General features: G+C 62.7%; 16 protein-coding genes. All 16 read left to right on the top strand.

What is annotated here, in order from left to right; genetic code table 11:
- Positions 1 to 64 precede the first annotated feature (64 nt).
- The 16 genes from dkgB (at position 65) to nuoM (ending at position 18,193) form a co-directional block, all read left to right on the top strand.
- A complete protein-coding gene (dkgB, locus tag ACMGF5_RS18020; protein ID WP_414157019.1) occupies positions 65 to 868 on the top strand; it encodes a 2,5-didehydrogluconate reductase DkgB in 804 nt (267 codons plus the stop codon).
- Positions 869 to 943: 75 nt separating this feature from the next.
- Positions 944 to 2,125 carry an MFS transporter gene (locus tag ACMGF5_RS18015; protein WP_115275301.1) on the top strand — a complete coding sequence of 394 codons (1,182 nt, stop codon included), beginning with the start codon at positions 944 to 946 and terminating at the stop codon, positions 2,123 to 2,125.
- Positions 2,126 to 2,249: 124 nt separating this feature from the next.
- The gene (locus tag ACMGF5_RS18010) at positions 2,250 to 2,714 is read left to right on the top strand and encodes a DUF1348 family protein (protein WP_046787243.1); all 465 of its coding nucleotides are present in this window, start codon (positions 2,250 to 2,252) and stop codon (positions 2,712 to 2,714) included.
- A 163-nt stretch (positions 2,715 to 2,877) separates the two neighbouring features.
- Entirely contained in the window at positions 2,878 to 3,987 is a 1,110-nt protein-coding gene (locus ACMGF5_RS18005; RefSeq protein ID WP_414157018.1) for a hypothetical protein, read from the top strand.
- A 728-nt stretch (positions 3,988 to 4,715) separates the two neighbouring features.
- The gene (locus ACMGF5_RS18000; protein ID WP_003251427.1) at positions 4,716 to 5,129 is read left to right on the top strand and encodes an NADH-quinone oxidoreductase subunit A; all 414 of its coding nucleotides are present in this window, start codon (positions 4,716 to 4,718) and stop codon (positions 5,127 to 5,129) included.
- A 10-nt stretch (positions 5,130 to 5,139) separates the two neighbouring features.
- The gene (locus ACMGF5_RS17995; protein ID WP_012313769.1) at positions 5,140 to 5,817 is read left to right on the top strand and encodes a NuoB/complex I 20 kDa subunit family protein; all 678 of its coding nucleotides are present in this window, start codon (positions 5,140 to 5,142) and stop codon (positions 5,815 to 5,817) included.
- Positions 5,818 to 5,896: 79 nt separating this feature from the next.
- The gene (nuoC, locus tag ACMGF5_RS17990; RefSeq protein WP_115275302.1) at positions 5,897 to 7,678 is read left to right on the top strand and encodes an NADH-quinone oxidoreductase subunit C/D; all 1,782 of its coding nucleotides are present in this window, start codon (positions 5,897 to 5,899) and stop codon (positions 7,676 to 7,678) included.
- A 2-nt stretch (positions 7,679 to 7,680) separates the two neighbouring features.
- Positions 7,681 to 8,178, top strand: coding sequence for an NADH-quinone oxidoreductase subunit NuoE (nuoE, locus tag ACMGF5_RS17985; protein WP_012313767.1), 498 nt, complete (start codon positions 7,681 to 7,683; stop codon positions 8,176 to 8,178).
- Positions 8,175 to 9,536, top strand: coding sequence for an NADH-quinone oxidoreductase subunit NuoF (gene nuoF, locus ACMGF5_RS17980; protein WP_039602696.1), 1,362 nt, complete (start codon positions 8,175 to 8,177; stop codon positions 9,534 to 9,536). The genes nuoE and nuoF overlap by 4 nt, the downstream gene beginning before the upstream one ends.
- Before the next feature lie 132 nt (positions 9,537 to 9,668).
- Positions 9,669 to 12,383, top strand: coding sequence for an NADH-quinone oxidoreductase subunit NuoG (gene nuoG, locus ACMGF5_RS17975; protein ID WP_046787245.1), 2,715 nt, complete (start codon positions 9,669 to 9,671; stop codon positions 12,381 to 12,383).
- The gene (gene nuoH, locus ACMGF5_RS17970) at positions 12,380 to 13,387 is read left to right on the top strand and encodes an NADH-quinone oxidoreductase subunit NuoH (protein ID WP_012273297.1); all 1,008 of its coding nucleotides are present in this window, start codon (positions 12,380 to 12,382) and stop codon (positions 13,385 to 13,387) included. The genes nuoG and nuoH overlap by 4 nt, the downstream gene beginning before the upstream one ends.
- A gap of 11 nt (positions 13,388 to 13,398) precedes the next feature.
- Complete coding sequence (gene nuoI / locus ACMGF5_RS17965) at positions 13,399 to 13,947, top strand: NADH-quinone oxidoreductase subunit NuoI (RefSeq protein ID WP_003251442.1); 549 nt, start codon at positions 13,399 to 13,401, stop codon at positions 13,945 to 13,947.
- Between the two features lie 10 nt (positions 13,948 to 13,957).
- Entirely contained in the window at positions 13,958 to 14,458 is a 501-nt protein-coding gene (gene nuoJ / locus ACMGF5_RS17960; protein WP_012313764.1) for an NADH-quinone oxidoreductase subunit J, read from the top strand.
- A 3-nt stretch (positions 14,459 to 14,461) separates the two neighbouring features.
- The gene (nuoK, locus tag ACMGF5_RS17955; protein ID WP_003251446.1) at positions 14,462 to 14,770 is read left to right on the top strand and encodes an NADH-quinone oxidoreductase subunit NuoK; all 309 of its coding nucleotides are present in this window, start codon (positions 14,462 to 14,464) and stop codon (positions 14,768 to 14,770) included.
- The gene (nuoL, locus tag ACMGF5_RS17950) at positions 14,767 to 16,620 is read left to right on the top strand and encodes an NADH-quinone oxidoreductase subunit L (RefSeq protein WP_046787246.1); all 1,854 of its coding nucleotides are present in this window, start codon (positions 14,767 to 14,769) and stop codon (positions 16,618 to 16,620) included. Before nuoK ends, nuoL begins: the two co-directional genes overlap by 4 nt.
- 40 nt (positions 16,621 to 16,660) lie before the next feature.
- Complete coding sequence (gene nuoM, locus ACMGF5_RS17945) at positions 16,661 to 18,193, top strand: NADH-quinone oxidoreductase subunit M (protein ID WP_046787247.1); 1,533 nt, start codon at positions 16,661 to 16,663, stop codon at positions 18,191 to 18,193.

The following is an 18,193-nucleotide window of genomic DNA, read 5'->3' as shown; positions in this document are numbered from 1 at the left end:
ACGAGGTCGGCAGCAGGGCGCCCAAGCTCTGGTTCAACCTCAATCACTCAGCAGGAGCAGCCCCATGAGCATTCCATCCTTCGGCCTTGGCACCTACCGCCTCACCGGCCAGGCCGTCATCGACTCGGTAAAGTCCGCCCTGGCGCTGGGCTACCGCGCCATCGACACCGCGCAGATCTACAAGAACGAAGCCGACGTAGGCCAGGCCATTGCCGAAAGCGGCGTACCGCGCAGCGAGCTGTTCATCACCACCAAGATCTGGGTCGACAACCATGGCGCAGACAAGCTTGCCCAAAGCTTGCGCGAGAGCCTGGCCAAGCTGCGTACCGACTACGTCGACCTGCTGCTGATCCACTGGCCAGCCCCAGGCAAGGGCATCGAACTGGCCGAGTACATGACAGCTTTGGCCGAAGCCAAAAAACTCGGCCTGACCCGTCAGATCGGCGTGTCAAACTTCAATATCGAACTCACCCGCCAAGCCATCGAGGTGGTCGGCAAAGACGAAATCGCCACCAACCAGGTCGAGCTCAGCCCCTACCTGCAAAACGCCAAACTGGCTGCCTACCTCAAGGATCAGGGCATCACCCTCACCTCGTACATGACCCTGGCCTACGGCAAAGTGCTGAAGGACCCGGTGCTGGCCGAGATCGCCGCCAAGCACAAGGCCACGGTCGCCCAGGTGGCCCTGGCCTGGGCCATGCAGCAGGGATACGCAGTGATCCCCTCCTCCACCAAGCGCGAGAACCTGGCCAGCAACCTGCTCGCCTGCAGCCTGAGACTGGATGCCGACGACATGGCGCTCATCGCCTCGCTCGAGCGCAATGGCCGTGAAGTCAGCCCGGATGGCCTGGCGCCCGCCTGGGACTGATTACCCGCTGCATGTCGGTACCGGCCTGTTCCTGGCCGGTACCACTGCTCATTGACCTTTGAACCGGAGCTCCTGATGAGCACGCTTTCCCCAAAACGGGTTTTGTTTGCCCTGGCTATCGGCGCCTTCGGCATCGGTACCACCGAATTCACGCCCATGGGCCTGCTGCCGGTAATCGCGCAAGGCGTCGATGTGAGCATCCCCAGCGCGGGCATGCTGATTACCGCCTATGCCATCGGCGTGATGGTCGGTGCGCCGATCATGACCCTGCTGTTCAGCCGCTTTGGCAAACGCGCCGCACTGATGGCGCTGATGGCCATCTTCACCCTCGGCAACCTGCTCTCGGCACTCTCCCCGGACTACTACACCTTGCTCGCCTCGCGGCTGGTCACCAGCCTCAACCACGGTGCCTTCTTCGGCCTGGGCGCAGTGGTCGCCGCCAGCGTGGTCCCCAAGGACAAACAGGCCAGTGCCGTGGCAACGATGTTCATGGGCCTGACCATCGCCAATATCGGCGGCGTACCTGCGGCGACCTGGGTCGGCCAGCAGGTCGGCTGGCGCATGGCCTTTGCCGGTACTGCAGTACTCGGCCTGTTGGCCATGGCCGCCCTGTGGTACGCGCTGCCCAAAGGTGAGCGTGGCAGCGTGCCCCACGTGCGCAAAGAGCTGGCGGTCATCGCCCGCCCCAGCGTGCTGCTGGCGATGGCTACCACCGTGCTTGGCGCCGGTGCCATGTTCACCCTGTACACCTACGTAGCGCCGGTGCTGGCGGAACTGACCGGCGCTTCAAACAGCTTCATCACCCTCGGCTTGGTGCTGATCGGTGTCGGTTTCACCTTGGGCAACAGCCTGGGTGGGCGCCTGGCCGACTGGTCGCTGGACGGCGCTGCGCGCATCTTCCTCGGTGCTCTGGCGCTGATCATGTTGCTGATGCCGCTGCTACTGGGCAGCCACATTGGTGCGGCCGTCGCGCTGCTGGTCTGGGGCGTGTTCACCTTCGCCGTGGTGCCGCCCTTGCAGATGCGCGTCATGACTGCCGCCATCGAGGCACCAGGGCTTGCATCGTCAATCAACGTCGGCGCATTCAACCTTGGCAATGCCGTTGGCGCGGCACTGGGTGGCACGGTGATCAGCCTGGACCTGGGCTATGCCGCAGTGCCCATGGCCGGCGGCGTGCTGGCGGCGGCGGCCCTGGTGCTGGTATGGCTGGGCGGGCGCGGCAAGGCTGTCGACAAGGCCTTGGGCGCCGCGGTTTAGCCGCTGGCGCAAGCGCTGCACTCTTGCAACGGGCGCAATTATGAAGTGCCCGTTGCAGCCATTCCCCCCAATGCCGCTACAGCAGTACTCTCCTCTACGCCAACCACCGCCAAGGAGCCCCCCCATGTCCCGCCCTCCATTGCCTCCCTTTACCCGCGAAAGCGCCATCGAAAAAGTCCGCCTGGCCGAGGATGGCTGGAACAGCCGTGACGCGGCCAAGGTATCGCTGGCATACACCCCCGATACCGTATGGCGTAACCGTGTCGAGTTCCCGCGGGGCCGTGCCGAGGTCCAAGCCTTTCTGGCCCGCAAGTGGAACCATGAACTGGAGTACCGACTGATCAAGGAGTTGTGGGCATTCACCGACAACCGCATTGCGGTGCGCTATGCCTACGAATACCACGACGACAGCGGTCAGTGGTTCCGTGCCTATGGCAACGAAAACTGGGAATTCGCCGCCGATGGCCTGATGCACAATCGCCACTCGAGCATCAACGAGCAGCCTATCGCCGAAGCGGACCGCAAGTTCCGCTGGCCCTTGGGACGTCGCCCGGACGACCATCCGGGGCTCAGCGAACTGGGGCTCTGACCGCCTTGGGGGCAGAGGGTCGATGCGCCTGCTGGCAATGACATCAGGTCGTCCGCGTGTGGATCATGTCGAACGGCTACTGCCAAAAATGCCAGTTTCCGGCTTCTCTCCCTCCCATTACGCTTTTCTGCGCAACGTTCCCACTCCCACAAGGACAGTGCCCATGGAAAAGCGAGCAATTATCATGCTGGTTGCCGGCCTCGCCGGCGCAGCGCCCCACGCACCGGCAGCTGAACTGCCAGGACGCATTGCAACCGTCGAACATCACACTGCAGCGTGTTTTACCCCTGAAACCTCCGTCAACTGTGAAGTATCGACAGTGGTTGAGAGCAATGGAAAACTGCTCTTGGCCAACGACAAACGCTTGCCTGCCACGGGGGGGCCGGCCCTGTTCACGCTTGACCTTGAGCAGGGCAAAATCAGTGGTGAGCCTGCGGTGCTGCCTGGGGATGCGTTAAAAGAAGCCGATAAATACGAGGCGCTGACGAAGACGCTGGATGGCCGATACATCATCGCCAGTACCGCCTTCAACAAAGCCGGTACCCAACAAGATCCACGTGCTGACACACTCAGCACCCTCTTGTACTGGCCCGTGGACGATCCTGAAGCTGCAAAACCCTTGTCGCCCTCATCACGAGGCGGGGTAACAAGCTCAATTAGACTGCGCAAACAGATCAGCGAAGCCATTGGTGCGCCTTACTTTCAAATCGAAGGCATTACCATGGCGCCGAGCGAACCGGCGCACGAAAAAGCGGCAGATGGCCAACTGATCATCGGCATTCGCAAACAGGGAAACAGCAGTGCTGACTCGTATTTCGGCTTTCTACTTATTTCAGCGCATGTGAAGTTCAATAATGGAACCATGGAGCTTGTGGAGGCGTTCAAAACCATCCAGAACTTCAACCTCCAGGCGCAAGGCAAGACACTCGGGCTATCAGGTATCGAGTATGACCGGTTCAACAAAGACAGACTCTACGCGGTGACCAGCTTCGAGCAGCAATCCGTTGATGCTGCGGGCAAAAAATCCACTGAAATAGGTGGTTTTCTATGGGCCGTACCGTTCACAGCGGGGAAGCCGGGCACGCCCAAACTTCTGACACGCGAAGACGGCAGTGCGCTGGTGTTCAGCAACAAGCCCGAAGGTGTAGAGGTCCTGGATGCGCACCAGATCATCGTTGTTCACGACGATGACCGCGTTGAGGTGACAACCTCCGAGGCAGGCATCAAACGGGGTGATAATGAGTTTGCCTACAGCAAGATCATTTTCCCGTAAACCCACCCTTGGCCTACCCTGACGCCGGGAGGCCTTTTTTGAGGTTTTCACGCCCTTGACGATGTGGGCGGGCGCCGCATTCCATTCGCTATGCCTCCAACGGCGCCCTCAAGCGCCAAAGGCATCAGCACAAACCGCAAAATAAGGTCTACGCTTGCGACAGCGCAGCAGTACGCCTGGCCATCAGTGCCATGCGCTGACGCGCCCTGGCGTGTGGCAGGCTGCCTGCACCCGGCGCCTGCCTCCTGGTACTGTCGAGCCGCCTGCCCCACCCGCTCATCAGCCGGTCATCGCTAAATCGATAAAGTATTGACCCAGAGCGGCACAAGCCGCACCGCAAGCTGCTAGAACACGAGTCTTTCGCATTTGCAAGCAGAGGGAAATTGCCAGACGAGCTTTACAAGCCACGGAACAGTCAATCAAAAGCACCAGAACAAATGCTATTAATTATCATTACTAAAGTTGCACTTCGTTACTCTTTGCAAGAAACATAATTGACAAAAACGCACGCAATGCCCGAATTTCAAGGCTTTCAGCCAGTTACGAGCGGATTTTGTTCTTAATCCTACGAATAAATTTGCGACAGAAATTTTACTTGCACCGGGTTTACCCATAAAATCAGCGCGATTGATTCAGCTGCGACATTTGGTCACTGCACCTGCGACACCACGTCGCCGCTCTACTTATTTCAGACTGCAGAGCTGGGTCTCTGTATAAGGATCTCTAGCATGTCCGATTCGGCAGGACTCATCGCCCACAACTGGGGCTTTGCCATCTTCCTCCTGGGTGTCGTCGGCCTGTGCGCCTTCATGCTCGGCCTGTCCAGCCTGCTCGGTAGCAAGGCCTGGGGCCGCGCCAAGAACGAACCCTTCGAATCCGGCATGCTGCCCGTCGGCAGCGCCCGCCTGCGCCTTTCCGCCAAATTCTATCTGGTCGCGATGCTGTTCGTGATCTTCGATATCGAAGCCCTCTTTCTCTTTGCATGGTCTGTGTCCGTCCGCGAAAGCGGCTGGACCGGATTCGTCGAAGCGCTCGTTTTCATAGCAATTCTGTTGGCAGGTCTTGTCTACCTTTGGCGCGTCGGGGCACTTGATTGGGCTCCCGAAGGTCGCCGCAAGCGGCAAGCGAAGCTGAAACAATGAGGCTTTGGCAATGCAATACAATCTCACCAGAATCGATCCGGATGCGCCCAACGAGCAGTACCCGGTCGGCGAACGGGAAACCGTTACCGACCAGCTGCTAGAGGACCAGGTCCACAAGAACATCTACATGGGGAAACTCGAAGATGTGCTGCGTGGCGCGGTCAACTGGGGGCGCAAGAACTCCCTCTGGCCGTACAACTTCGGCCTGTCCTGCTGTTACGTGGAAATGACCACGGCCTTCACGGCGCCCCACGACATCGCCCGCTTCGGCGCCGAAGTCATCCGGGCCTCGCCGCGTCAGGCCGACTTCATGGTCATCGCCGGTACCTGCTTCATCAAGATGGCGCCGATCATCCAGCGCCTGTATGAGCAGATGCTCGAACCCAAATGGGTCATCTCCATGGGCTCGTGCGCCAACTCCGGCGGCATGTACGACATCTACTCGGTCGTTCAGGGGGTCGACAAGTTCCTCCCTGTGGACGTCTATGTGCCTGGCTGCCCGCCACGCCCTGAAGCTTTCCTGCAAGGCTTGATGCTGCTGCAGGAGTCGATCGGCCAAGAACGACGCCCGCTTTCCTGGGTCGTTGGTGATCAAGGTATTTACCGTGCCGAGATGCCAGCCCAGAAAGACCTGCGTCGTGAGCAGCGCATTGCCGTAACCAACCTGCGCAGCCCCGACGAAGTCTGATCCAGCGACCTGCCGCCCGCTCCCGAAGGAGCCGGCGGCCTGGCTTCATTCTTAACGTTGACCCAAAGCGACCGAGACCATGACAGCGGACAACGCTATTTTCATTCCGCCTTACAAGGCTGACGACCAGGATGTGGTCGTCGAACTGCACAACCGTTTTGGCGCCGAAGCATTCGTCGCCCAGGAAACCCGCACCGGCATGCCCGTGCTGTGGGTCAAGCGCGCCCAGCTCAAAGAGGTGCTCAGCTTCCTGCGCGGCGTCACCAAGCCATACAGCATGCTGTACGACCTGCACGGTGTCGACGAACGCCTGCGCACACAGCGTCGCGGCCTGCCTGCCGCCGATTTCAGTGTGTTCTACCACCTGATGTCGGTCGAGCGTAACAGCGACGTGATGATCAAGGTGTCGCTCAGCGAAGGCGACCTGAACCTGCCGACCGTGACCGGCATCTGGCCAAACGCCAACTGGTACGAGCGCGAAGTCTGGGACATGTTCGGCATCGACTTTGCCGGCCACCCACACCTGAGCCGCATCATGATGCCGCCGACCTGGGAAGGCCACCCGCTGCGCAAGGACTACCCGGCCCGCGCCACCGAGTTCGACCCCTACAGCCTGACCCTGGCCAAGCAGCAGCTTGAAGAGGAATCGGCACGCTTCAACCCGGAAGCCTGGGGCATGAAGCGTCAGGGCGCCAACGAGGACTACATGTTCCTCAACCTGGGCCCCAACCACCCGTCTGCCCACGGTGCGTTCCGTATCGTCCTGCAGCTGGACGGCGAGGAGATCGTCGACTGCGTACCGGACATCGGCTACCACCACCGTGGTGCCGAGAAGATGGCCGAGCGCCAGTCCTGGCACAGCTTCATCCCCTACACCGACCGTATCGACTACCTGGGCGGGGTGATGAACAACCTGCCGTACGTAATGGCGGTAGAAAAGCTGGCAGGTATTCAGGTGCCGCAGAAGGTCGACGTGATTCGCATCATGCTCGCCGAGTTCTTCCGCATTACCAGCCACCTGCTGTTCCTGGGTACCTACATCCAGGACGTCGGCGCCATGACTCCGGTGTTCTTCACCTTCACCGACCGCCAGCGCGCCTACACCGTGATCGAAGCGATCACCGGTTTCCGCCTGCACCCGGCCTGGTACCGCATCGGCGGCGTCGCTCACGACCTGCCGCGTGGCTGGGACAAGCTGGTCAAGGACTTCGTCGACTGGCTGCCCAAGCGCCTGGACGAATACACCAAGGCCGCCCTGCAGAACAGCATCCTCAAGGGCCGTACCATCGGCGTGGCTGCATACAACACCAAAGAAGCGCTGGAATGGGGCACCACCGGTGCCGGCCTGCGCGCCACCGGCTGCGACTTCGACCTGCGTAAAGCGCGCCCGTACTCCGGCTACGAGAACTTCGAGTTCGAAGTGCCGCTGGCCCACAACGGCGATGCCTACGATCGCTGCATGGTCCGTGTCGAGGAGATGCGCCAGAGTATCCGCATCATCGACCAGTGCCTGCGCAACATGCCGGAAGGCCCGTACAAGGCGGATCACCCGCTGACCACGCCGCCGCCGAAAGAGCGCACCCTGCAGCACATCGAAACCTTGATCACGCACTTCCTGCAAGTCTCGTGGGGCCCGGTCATGCCGGCCAACGAGTCGTTCCAGATGATCGAAGCGACCAAGGGCATCAACAGTTACTACCTGACGAGCGATGGCGGCACCATGAGCTACCGCACCCGGATCCGTACCCCGAGCTACCCGCACCTGCAGCAGATCCCTTCGGTGATCAAAGGCAGCATGGTCGCCGACCTCATCGCGTACCTGGGCAGTATCGACTTCGTTATGGCTGACGTGGACCGCTAAGCATGAACAGCACGCTTATCCAGACAGACCGTTTCGCCCTGAGCGAAACCGAGCGCTCGGCCATCGAGCACGAGATGCACCACTACGAGGACCCGCGCGCGGCGTCCATCGAAGCCCTGAAGATCGTCCAGAAGGAACGCGGCTGGGTGCCGGACGGCGCCATCTACGCCATCGGCGAAGTGCTCGGCATCCCTGCCAGCGACGTCGAGGGCGTGGCCACCTTCTACAGCCAGATTTTCCGCCAGCCTGTCGGCCGCCACATCATTCGTGTGTGCGACAGCATGGTCTGCTACATCGGCGGCCACGAGTCGGTGGTCAGCCAGATCCAGAGCGAACTGGGCATCGGCCTGGGCCAGACCACCGCGGACGGTCGTTTCACCCTGCTGCCGGTGTGCTGCCTGGGCAACTGCGACAAGGCCCCGGCGCTGATGATCGATGACGATACCTTTGGCGACGTGCAGCCTGCTGGCGTTTCCAAGCTGCTGGAGGGTTACGTATGACCATCACTTCCTTCGGCCCGGCCAACCGCATCGCGCGTTCGGCCGAAACTCACCCGCTGACCTGGCGCCTGCGTGACGACGGCGAGCCGGTATGGCTCGACGAGTACCAGGCCAAGAACGGCTACGCTGCCGCCCGCAAGGCACTGGCAGAAATGTCCGCCGACGACATCGTGCAGAGCGTCAAGGACTCCGGCCTCAAGGGCCGTGGCGGCGCGGGCTTCCCCACTGGCGTGAAGTGGGGCCTGATGCCCAAAGACGAATCCATGAACATCCGCTACCTGTTGTGCAACGCGGACGAAATGGAGCCCAACACCTGGAAGGACCGCATGCTGATGGAGCAACAGCCCCATCTGCTGGTCGAGGGCATGCTGATCAGCGCCCGCGCCCTGAAGGCCTACCGCGGTTACATCTTCCTGCGTGGCGAGTACACCACTGCGGCGAAGAACCTCAACCGCGCCATCGATGAAGCCAAGGCTGCCGGCCTGCTGGGCAAGAACATCCTCGGCTCGGGCTTCGACTTCGAGCTGTTCGTGCACACCGGTGCCGGGCGCTACATCTGCGGTGAAGAAACCGCACTGATCAACTCGCTGGAAGGCCGCCGCGCCAACCCGCGCTCCAAGCCGCCCTTCCCTGCCGCCGTGGGTGTGTGGGGCAAGCCGACGTGCGTGAACAACGTCGAGACCCTGTGCAACGTGCCGGCCATCGTCGCCAACGGCAACGACTGGTACAAGTCGCTGGCCCGCGAAGGCAGCGAGGACCACGGCACCAAGCTGATGGGCTTCTCCGGCAAGGTGAAGAACCCGGGGCTGTGGGAGCTGCCGTTCGGCGTGACCGCCCGTGAGCTGTTCGAAGACTACGCCGGCGGCATGCGCGACGGCTTCAAGCTCAAGTGCTGGCAGCCAGGCGGCGCCGGTACCGGCTTCCTGCTGCCCGAGCACCTCGACGCGCAGATGTACGCCGGCGGCATCGCCAAGGTCGGCACCCGCATGGGTACGGGCCTTGCCATGGCGGTCGACGACAGCGTCAACATGGTTTCGCTGCTGCGCAACATGGAAGAGTTCTTCGCCCGCGAATCGTGCGGCTGGTGCACCCCCTGCCGGGACGGCCTGCCGTGGAGCGTGAAGATGCTGCGCTCCCTGGAAAACGGCCAGGGCCGTGCCGAAGACATCGAGACCCTGCTGGGTCTGGTCAACTTCCTCGGCCCAGGCCGTACCTTCTGCGCTCACGCACCCGGTGCCGTCGAGCCGCTGGGCAGTGCCATCAAATATTTCCGCTCGGAGTTCGAGGCCGGTGTGGCGCCTGAAAGCGCTGGCACCCTGCGCCCGAACCTGGCAAAGCCGATTGTAGTCGGCGCATAAAAAGATAGAACGCGGGTGGTCCGTGCCACCCGCCAGCCTGCAGGCCGGCCCGAACGATTCGCGGCAGGCCGCAGGCTTACAGATTTCCATTAGCCACGCCCGCTCACGCGGGCCAACGAAGAACTTTGAACAATGGCCACTATCCACGTAGACGGCAAAGCGCTCGAAGTCAACGGTGCAGACAACCTGTTACAGGCGTGTCTGTCGCTCGGCCTCGACATCCCCTATTTCTGCTGGCACCCGGCGCTTGGAAGCGTTGGCGCCTGTCGGCAGTGTGCGGTCAAGCAGTACACCGACGAGAACGACACCCGTGGTCGTATCGTCATGTCCTGCATGACCCCTGCCTCCGACGGCACCTGGATTTCCATCGACGATGACGAATCCAAGGCATTTCGCGCCAGCGTCGTCGAATGGCTGATGACCAACCACCCGCACGACTGCCCGGTGTGCGAGGAAGGCGGCCACTGCCACCTGCAGGACATGACGGTAATGACCGGCCACAACGAGCGCCGCTACCGTTTCACCAAGCGTACCCACCAGAACCAGGACCTCGGCCCGTTCATCGCTCACGAGATGAACCGCTGCATCGCCTGCTACCGCTGCGTGCGCTACTACAAGGACTACGCAGGCGGCACCGACCTGGGTGTCTATGGCGCCCACGACAACGTGTACTTCGGCCGCGTTGAAGACGGCGTGCTGGAAAGCGAATTCTCCGGCAACCTGACCGAGGTCTGCCCGACCGGCGTGTTCACCGACAAGACCCACTCCGAGCGCTACAACCGTAAGTGGGACATGCAGTTTGCCCCGAGCATCTGCCACGGCTGCTCCAGCGGCTGCAACATCAGCCCGGGCGAGCGCTACGGCGAGCTGCGCCGGATCGAAAACCGTTTCAACGGTTCGGTCAACCAGTACTTCCTGTGCGACCGTGGCCGCTTCGGTTACGGCTACGTCAACCGCACCGACCGCCCACGCCAGCCACGCCTGGCCGATGGCACCAAACTGGGCCTGGACGCCGCCCTGGACAAGGCCGCCGACCTGCTGCGCGGCCGTACCATCGTAGGTATCGGCTCGCCCCGCGCCAGCCTGGAAAGCAACTACGGCCTGCGCGAGCTGGTCGGTGCCGACTACTTTTACTCGGGTATGGAAGCCGGTGAGCTGGCCCGCGTACGTCTGGCCCTGGACGTGCTGAACAACAGCCCGCTGCCAGTGCCGACCCTGCGCGACATCGAAGACCACGACGCGGTGTTCGTGCTCGGCGAAGACCTGACCCAGACCGCCGCCCGCGTTGCCCTGGCCGTGCGCCAGGCCACCAAAGGCAAGGCTGAAGCCATGGCCGAGGCCATGAAAGTGCAGCCCTGGCTCGACGCCGCGGTGAAGAACATCGGCCAGCACGCGCTGTACCCGCTGTTCATCGCCAGCCTGGCTGAAACCAAGCTGGACGACGTTGCCGAAGAATGCGTGCACGCCGCCCCCGCCGACCTGGCCCGCATCGGTTTCGCTGTGGCCCACGCCATCGACCCGAGTGCCCCGGCCGTTGCAGGCCTGGACGACGAAGCCCTGGCCCTGGCCAAGCGCATCGCCGACGCCCTGGTCGCCGCCAAGCGTCCGCTGGTGGTTGCCGGTACTTCGCTGGCCGACCCGGCGCTGATCGAGGCTGCCGCCAACATCGCCAAGGCCCTGAAGCTGCGCGAGAAAAACGGCTCGCTGAGCCTGGTGGTACCTGAGGCCAACAGCCTCGGCCTGGCCATGCTCGGTGGCGAGTCCGCCGATGCCGCGCTGGATGCGGTCATCAGCGGCAAGGCCGACGCCATCGTGGTGCTGGAAAACGACCTGTACACCCGCGTACCGGCCGCCAAGGTCGATGCCGCCCTGGCAGCTGCGAAGGTCGTGATCGTCGCCGACCACTCCAACACAGCCACCCTGGAGCGTGCCCACCTGGTGCTGCCGGCGGCCTCGTTCGCCGAAGGCGACGGTACCCTGGTCAGCCAGGAAGGCCGTGCCCAGCGCTTCTTCCAGGTGTTCGACCCGCAGTACCTGGACAGCAGCATCCTGGTCCACGAAGGCTGGCGCTGGATGCACGCCCTGCGTGCCACCCTGCTGAACAAGCCGGTCGACTGGACCCAGCTGGACCACGTCACCAGCGCCTGCGCCGAAGCAGCCCCGCAACTGGCCGGCATCGTCAACGCGGCGCCTTCTGCAGCGTTCCGCATCAAGGGCATGAAGCTGGCCCGTGAGCCGCTGCGCTACTCCGGCCGTACCGCGATGCGCGCCAACATCAGCGTGCACGAGCCACGCACCCCGCAGGACAAGGACACCGCGTTCGCCTTCTCCATGGAAGGCTACTCGGGCTCCGCCGAACCGCGCCAGCAGGTGCCGTTCGCCTGGTCGCCGGGCTGGAACTCGCCGCAAGCCTGGAACAAGTTCCAGGACGAGGTCGGTGGCCACCTGCGTGCCGGTGACCCGGGCGTGCGCCTGATCGAATCGCAAGGCGATCGCCTGACCTGGTTCAACACCATTCCGGGCGCCTTCAACCCGGCCCGTGGCACCTGGACCGCAGTACCGTTCTTCCATCTGTTCGGCAGCGAAGAAAGCTCTTCGCGCGCTGCACCGGTTCAAGAGCGCATCCCTGCCGCCTACGTGGCACTGGCCAAGTCCGAGGCCGACCGCCTGGGCGTCAACGAAGGCGCGCTGCTGAGCCTGAACGTGGCCGGTGTGGCCCTGCGCCTGCCGCTGCGCATCAATGAAGAACTGGGCGCTGGCCTGGTCGCGCTGCCCAAAGGCCTGGCCGGCATCCCGCCGGCCATCTTCGGTGCATCCGTCGAAGGTCTGCAGGAGGCAGCACAATGAGCTGGTTCACCCCCGAAGTGATCGATGTGATCATCCAGGTCGTCAAGGCTATCGTGGTGCTGCTGGCCGTAGTGGTCTGCGGCGCCCTGCTCAGCTTCGTCGAGCGCCGCCTGCTGGGCTGGTGGCAGGACCGCTACGGTCCTAACCGCGTCGGCCCGTTCGGCATGTTCCAGATCGCCGCCGACATGCTGAAGATGTTCTTCAAAGAAGACTGGAACCCGCCCTTCGTCGACAAGATGATTTTCACCCTGGCGCCGGTCGTGGCCATGAGCGCGCTGCTGATCGGCTTCTCGATCATCCCGATCACGCCGGGCTGGGGCGTTGCCGACCTGAACATCGGCCTGCTGTTCTTCTTCGCCATGGCCGGTCTGTCGGTCTACGCCGTGCTGTTTGCCGGCTGGTCGTCGAACAACAAGTATGCCCTGCTGGGCAGCTTGCGCGCCTCGGCACAGACCGTGTCGTACGAAGTGTTCCTGGGCCTGGCGCTGATGGGCGTGGTGGTACAGGTGGGCTCGTTCAACATGCGTGACATCGTTGAATACCAGGCCCAGAACCTGTGGTTCATCATTCCGCAGTTCTTCGGCTTCTGCACCTTCTTCATCGCCGGCGTTGCCGTGACTCACCGTCACCCCTTCGACCAGCCAGAAGCGGAACAGGAACTGGCCGACGGCTACCACATCGAGTATGCCGGCATGAAATGGGGCATGTTCTTCGTCGGTGAGTACATCGGCATCATCCTCATCTCGGCGCTGCTGGTGACCCTGTTCTTCGGTGGCTGGCACGGCCCGTTCGGCATCCTGCCGCAAGTGCCGTTCCTGTGGTTCGCGCTGAAAACCGCGTTCTTCATCATGCTGTTCATCTTGCTGCGCGCTTCGATCCCGCGCCCACGCTATGACCAGGTGATGGACTTCAGCTGGAAGTTCTGCCTGCCGCTGACCCTGATCAATTTGCTGGTGACCGCTGCGATCGTGCTTTACAACACGCCAGCCGTCGCGGCCCAGTGAGGATTTGACCCATGTTCAAATATATCGGCGACATCGTTAAGGGCACCGGCACTCAGCTGCGCAGCCTGGCAATGGTGTTCTCCCACGGGTTCCGCAAGCGCGACACCCTGCAGTACCCCGAAGAACCCGTGTACCTGCCGCCGCGCTACCGCGGCCGTATCGTCCTCACTCGCGACCCCGACGGCGAGGAGCGCTGTGTAGCGTGCAACCTCTGCGCGGTGGCCTGCCCGGTCGGCTGCATCTCGCTGCAGAAGGCCGAGACCGAGGACGGCCGCTGGTACCCGGAGTTCTTCCGCATCAACTTCTCGCGCTGCATTTTCTGCGGCCTGTGCGAGGAGGCGTGCCCGACCACCGCAATCCAGCTGACTCCGGATTTCGAAATGGCCGAGTTCAAGCGTCAGGACCTGGTGTACGAGAAAGAAGATCTGCTGATCTCCGGCCCCGGCAAGAACCCTGACTACAACTTCTACCGTGTTGCGGGTATGGCGATCGCTGGCAAGCCGAAAGGCTCTGCGCAGAACGAAGCCGAGCCGATCAACGTGAAGAGCTTGCTCCCATAAGGACAGAAAGATGGAATTCGCTTTCTACTTCGCATCCGGGATCGCCGTGGTCTCCACCCTTCGGGTGGTCACTGGCACCAACCCCGTGCACGCCCTGCTCTACCTGATCATTTCGCTGATTTCCGTGGCAATGATCTTCTTCGCCCTGGGTGCGCCGTTCGCCGGCGCCCTGGAAGTGATCGCCTACGCCGGCGCCATCATGGTGCTGTTCGTCTTCGTGGTGATGATGCTCAACCTGGGGCCGGCCTCGGTCGCCCAGGAACGCGGCTGGCTCAAGCCCGGCATATGGGCAGGGCCGGTGATACTCGGCACCCTGCTGCTGCTTGAGCTGCTGTACGTGCTGTTCGTCACCCCGAGCGGTGCCGGCATCAGCGGCACCACCGTGGGCCCGAAAGAAGTGGGCATCAGCCTGTTCGGCCCGTACCTGCTGGTGGTCGAACTGGCCTCGATGCTGCTGCTCGCCGCAGCCGTCACCGCCTTCCACCTGGGCCGCAACGAGGCGAAGGAGTAAATCATGGGTGCTATCCCTCTCGAGCATGGTCTGGCGGTCGCCGGCATCCTGTTCTGCTTAGGTCTGGTTGGCCTGATGGTCCGCCGCAACATCCTCTTCGTGCTCATGAGCCTGGAAGTCATGATGAACGCCTCTGCCCTGGCGTTCGTCGTCGCCGGTGCCCGTTGGGTCCAGCCCGACGGCCAGGTGATGTTCATTCTGGTGATCAGCCTGGCAGCCGCCGAGGCCAGTATCGGCCTGGCGATCCTGCTGCAGCTGTATCGCCGCTTCCACACTCTCGACATCGATGCTGCCAGTGAGATGCGCGGATGAACCTTCTCTTCCTGACTTTCGTCTTCCCCCTGATCGGCTTTTTGCTGCTGTCGTTCTCGCGCGGGCGGTTCTCGGAGAACCTGTCCGCCCTGATCGGCGTCGGCTCGGTCGGCCTCTCGGCCGCCGTGGCGGCCTACGTCATCTGGCAATTCAATGTCGCCCCGCCTGAAGGCGGCGCGTACAGCCAGCTGTTGTGGCAGTGGATGTCGGTGGACGGCTTCGCGCCGAACTTCACCCTGTACCTGGACGGCCTGTCGGTCACCATGCTTGGCGTGGTCACCGGCGTAGGCTTCCTGATCCATCTGTTCGCCTCCTGGTACATGCGTGGCGAAGCCGGTTACTCGCGCTTCTTCTCGTACACCAACCTGTTCATCGCCAGCATGCTGTTCCTGATCCTGGGCGATAACCTGCTGTTCATCTACTTCGGCTGGGAAGGGGTGGGCCTGTGCTCTTACCTGTTGATCGGTTTCTACTACAGCAACCGCAACAACGGTAATGCAGCACTCAAGGCTTTCATCGTCACCCGTATCGGCGACGTGTTCCTGGCCATCGGCCTGTTCATCCTGTTCGTCCAGCTCGGCACCCTGAACGTGCAGGAGCTGCTGGTGTTGGCACCGCAGAAATTCCAGGCGGGCGACACCTGGATGGTCCTGGCAACCCTGATGCTGCTGGGTGGCGCGGTCGGTAAATCGGCCCAGCTGCCGCTGCAGACCTGGCTGGCCGATGCGATGGCAGGCCCTACCCCGGTTTCGGCACTGATCCACGCCGCCACCATGGTGACCGCAGGCGTGTACTTGATCGCCCGTACCAACGGCCTGTTCCTGCTGGCCCCGGACATCCTGCACCTGGTCGGTGTGGTCGGTGGCGTGACCCTGGTGCTGGCCGGTTTCGCCGCGCTGGTGCAGACCGACATCAAACGTATCCTCGCCTACTCGACCATGAGCCAGATCGGCTACATGTTCCTGGCGCTGGGCGTGGGTGCCTGGGACGCGGCAATCTTCCACCTGATGACCCACGCCTTCTTCAAGGCCCTGCTGTTCCTTGCTTCGGGTGCGGTGATCGTTGCCTGCCACCACGAGCAGAACATCTTCAAGATGGGCGGCCTGTGGAAGAAACTGCCGCTGGCCTACGCCAGCTTCGTGGTCGGTGGTGCCGCCCTGGCCGCCCTGCCGATCCTGACCGTAGGCTTCTACTCCAAGGACGAGATCCTCTGGGAAGCCTTCGCCAGCGGCAATACCGGCCTGCTGTACGCCGGCCTGGTCGGTGCGTTCATGACCTCGCTGTACACCTTCCGCCTGATCTTCATCGCCTTCCACGGCGAAGCCAAGACCCAAGCCCACGCCGGCCACGGCATCAGCCACTGGCTGCCGCTGGGCGTGCTGATCGTGCTGTCGACCTTCGTCGGCGCCTGGATCCACCCACCGCTGGCAGGCGTGCTGCCTGAAAGCGCCGGCCATGCCGGCGGTGAAGCCAAGCACTCGCTGGAGATCGCCTCGGGCGCCATCGCCATCGCCGGTATCCTGCTGTCGGCCCTGCTGTTCCTGGGCAAGCGCCGCTTCGCCAGCGCCGTCGCCAACAGCAGCATCGGCCGCGTCCTTTCGGCCTGGTGGTTCGCCGCCTGGGGCTTCGACTGGATCTACGACAAGCTCTTCGTCAAACCTTACCTGCTGATCAGCCACATCCTGCGCAAGGACCCGGTTGACCGCAGCATCGGCCTGATCCCTCGGATGGCCCGTGGCGGCCACGTCGCCATGAGCAAGACCGAGACCGGCCAGCTGCGCTGGTACACCGCCTCGATCGCCGTCGGCGCCGTGCTGGTACTCGGCGCTGTGGTAGTGGCTGCGGTATGACTATGAATCTTGCGACTTTGCCAAAGGAAACCAACCCGTCATGATTTTGCCTTGGCTGATCCTGATCCCTTTCATCGGCGGCTTCCTGTGCTGGCTGGGTGAGCGCTTCGGCTCCACCCTGCCGCGCTGGATCGCGCTGCTGACCATGTCCCTGCTGCTCGGCATCGGCCTGTGGCTGTGGGGCACCGGCGACTACACCCTGGCCCCTGCACCGGGCGCCGAACCTGCCTGGGCACTCGAATACAAAGTCGAGTGGATCAAGCGCTTCGGCATCAGCATCCACCTGGCCCTCGATGGCCTGTCGCTGCTGATGATCCTGCTCACCGGCCTGCTCGGTGTGCTCTCGGTGCTGTGCTCCTGGAAAGAAATCCAGCGCCACGTCGGCTTCTTCCACCTCAACCTGATGTGGATCCTGGGCGGCGTGGTCGGTGTATTCCTGGCCCTGGACCTGTTCCTGTTCTTCTTCTTCTGGGAAATGATGCTGGTGCCGATGTATTTCCTCATCGCGCTCTGGGGTCACAGCTCGGCAGACGGCAAGAAGACCCGGATCTACGCCGCCACCAAGTTCTTCATCTTCACCCAGGCCAGCGGCCTGATCATGCTGGTGGCGATCCTTGGCCTGGTGCTGGTCAACTACAACACCACCGGCGTGCTCACCTTCAACTACAGCGACCTGCTCAAGGCCGAACTGCCGGCTGGCGTCGAATACCTGCTGATGCTGGGCTTCTTCATCGCCTTCGCGGTGAAGCTGCCGGTGGTGCCGTTCCACTCCTGGCTGCCTGATGCGCACGCCCAGGCACCGACCGCAGGTTCCGTGGACCTGGCGGGCATCTTGCTGAAAACCGCGGCCTATGGCCTGCTGCGCTTCGCCCTGCCGCTGTTCCCGAACGCCTCGGCCGAGTTTGCCCCGATCGCCATGACCCTGGGCCTGATCGGTATCTTCTACGGTGCCTTCCTGGCCTTCGCGCAAACCGACATCAAGCGCCTGATCGCCTTCTCCAGCGTCTCGCACATGGGCTTCGTGCTGATCGGCATCTACTCCGGCAGCCAGCAGGCCCTGCAAGGCGCGGTGATCCAGATGCTGGCCCACGGCCTGTCGGCTGCCGCGCTGTTCATCCTGTCCGGCCAGCTGTACGAGCGCCTGCACACCCGTGACATGCGTCAGATGGGTGGTCTGTGGCACCGCATTGCCTACCTGCCCGCCATCAGCCTGTTCTTCGCCGCTGCATCGCTGGGCCTGCCAGGCACCGGCAACTTCGTCGGCGAGTTCCTGATCCTGATCGGCAGCTTCGCCAGCGTGCCATGGATCACCGTGATCGCAACCACCGGCCTGGTCTTCGGCTCGGTCTACTCGCTGATCATGATCCACCGTGCCTACTTCGGTCCAAGCAAGAGCGACACCGTGCTGGCCGGTATGGACGGCCGCGAGCTGATCATGGTGCTGGGCCTTGCGGTGCTGCTGATCGTGCTTGGTGTGTACCCGCAGCCGTTCCTCGACACTTCTGCCGCCACCATGAGCGGTGTGCAGCAGTGGCTTGGCTCCGCTTTCACTCAACTCGCTTCGGCCCGGTAA

Origin of the sequence: Pseudomonas sp. BNK-15 (genome assembly GCF_047456105.1) — a bacterium.
Taxonomy (GTDB): Bacteria; Pseudomonadota; Gammaproteobacteria; order Pseudomonadales; family Pseudomonadaceae; genus Aquipseudomonas; species Aquipseudomonas putida_E.
Note: the sequence above shows the minus strand (reverse complement) of the source record. Positions and strands in the feature narration are given on the sequence as shown.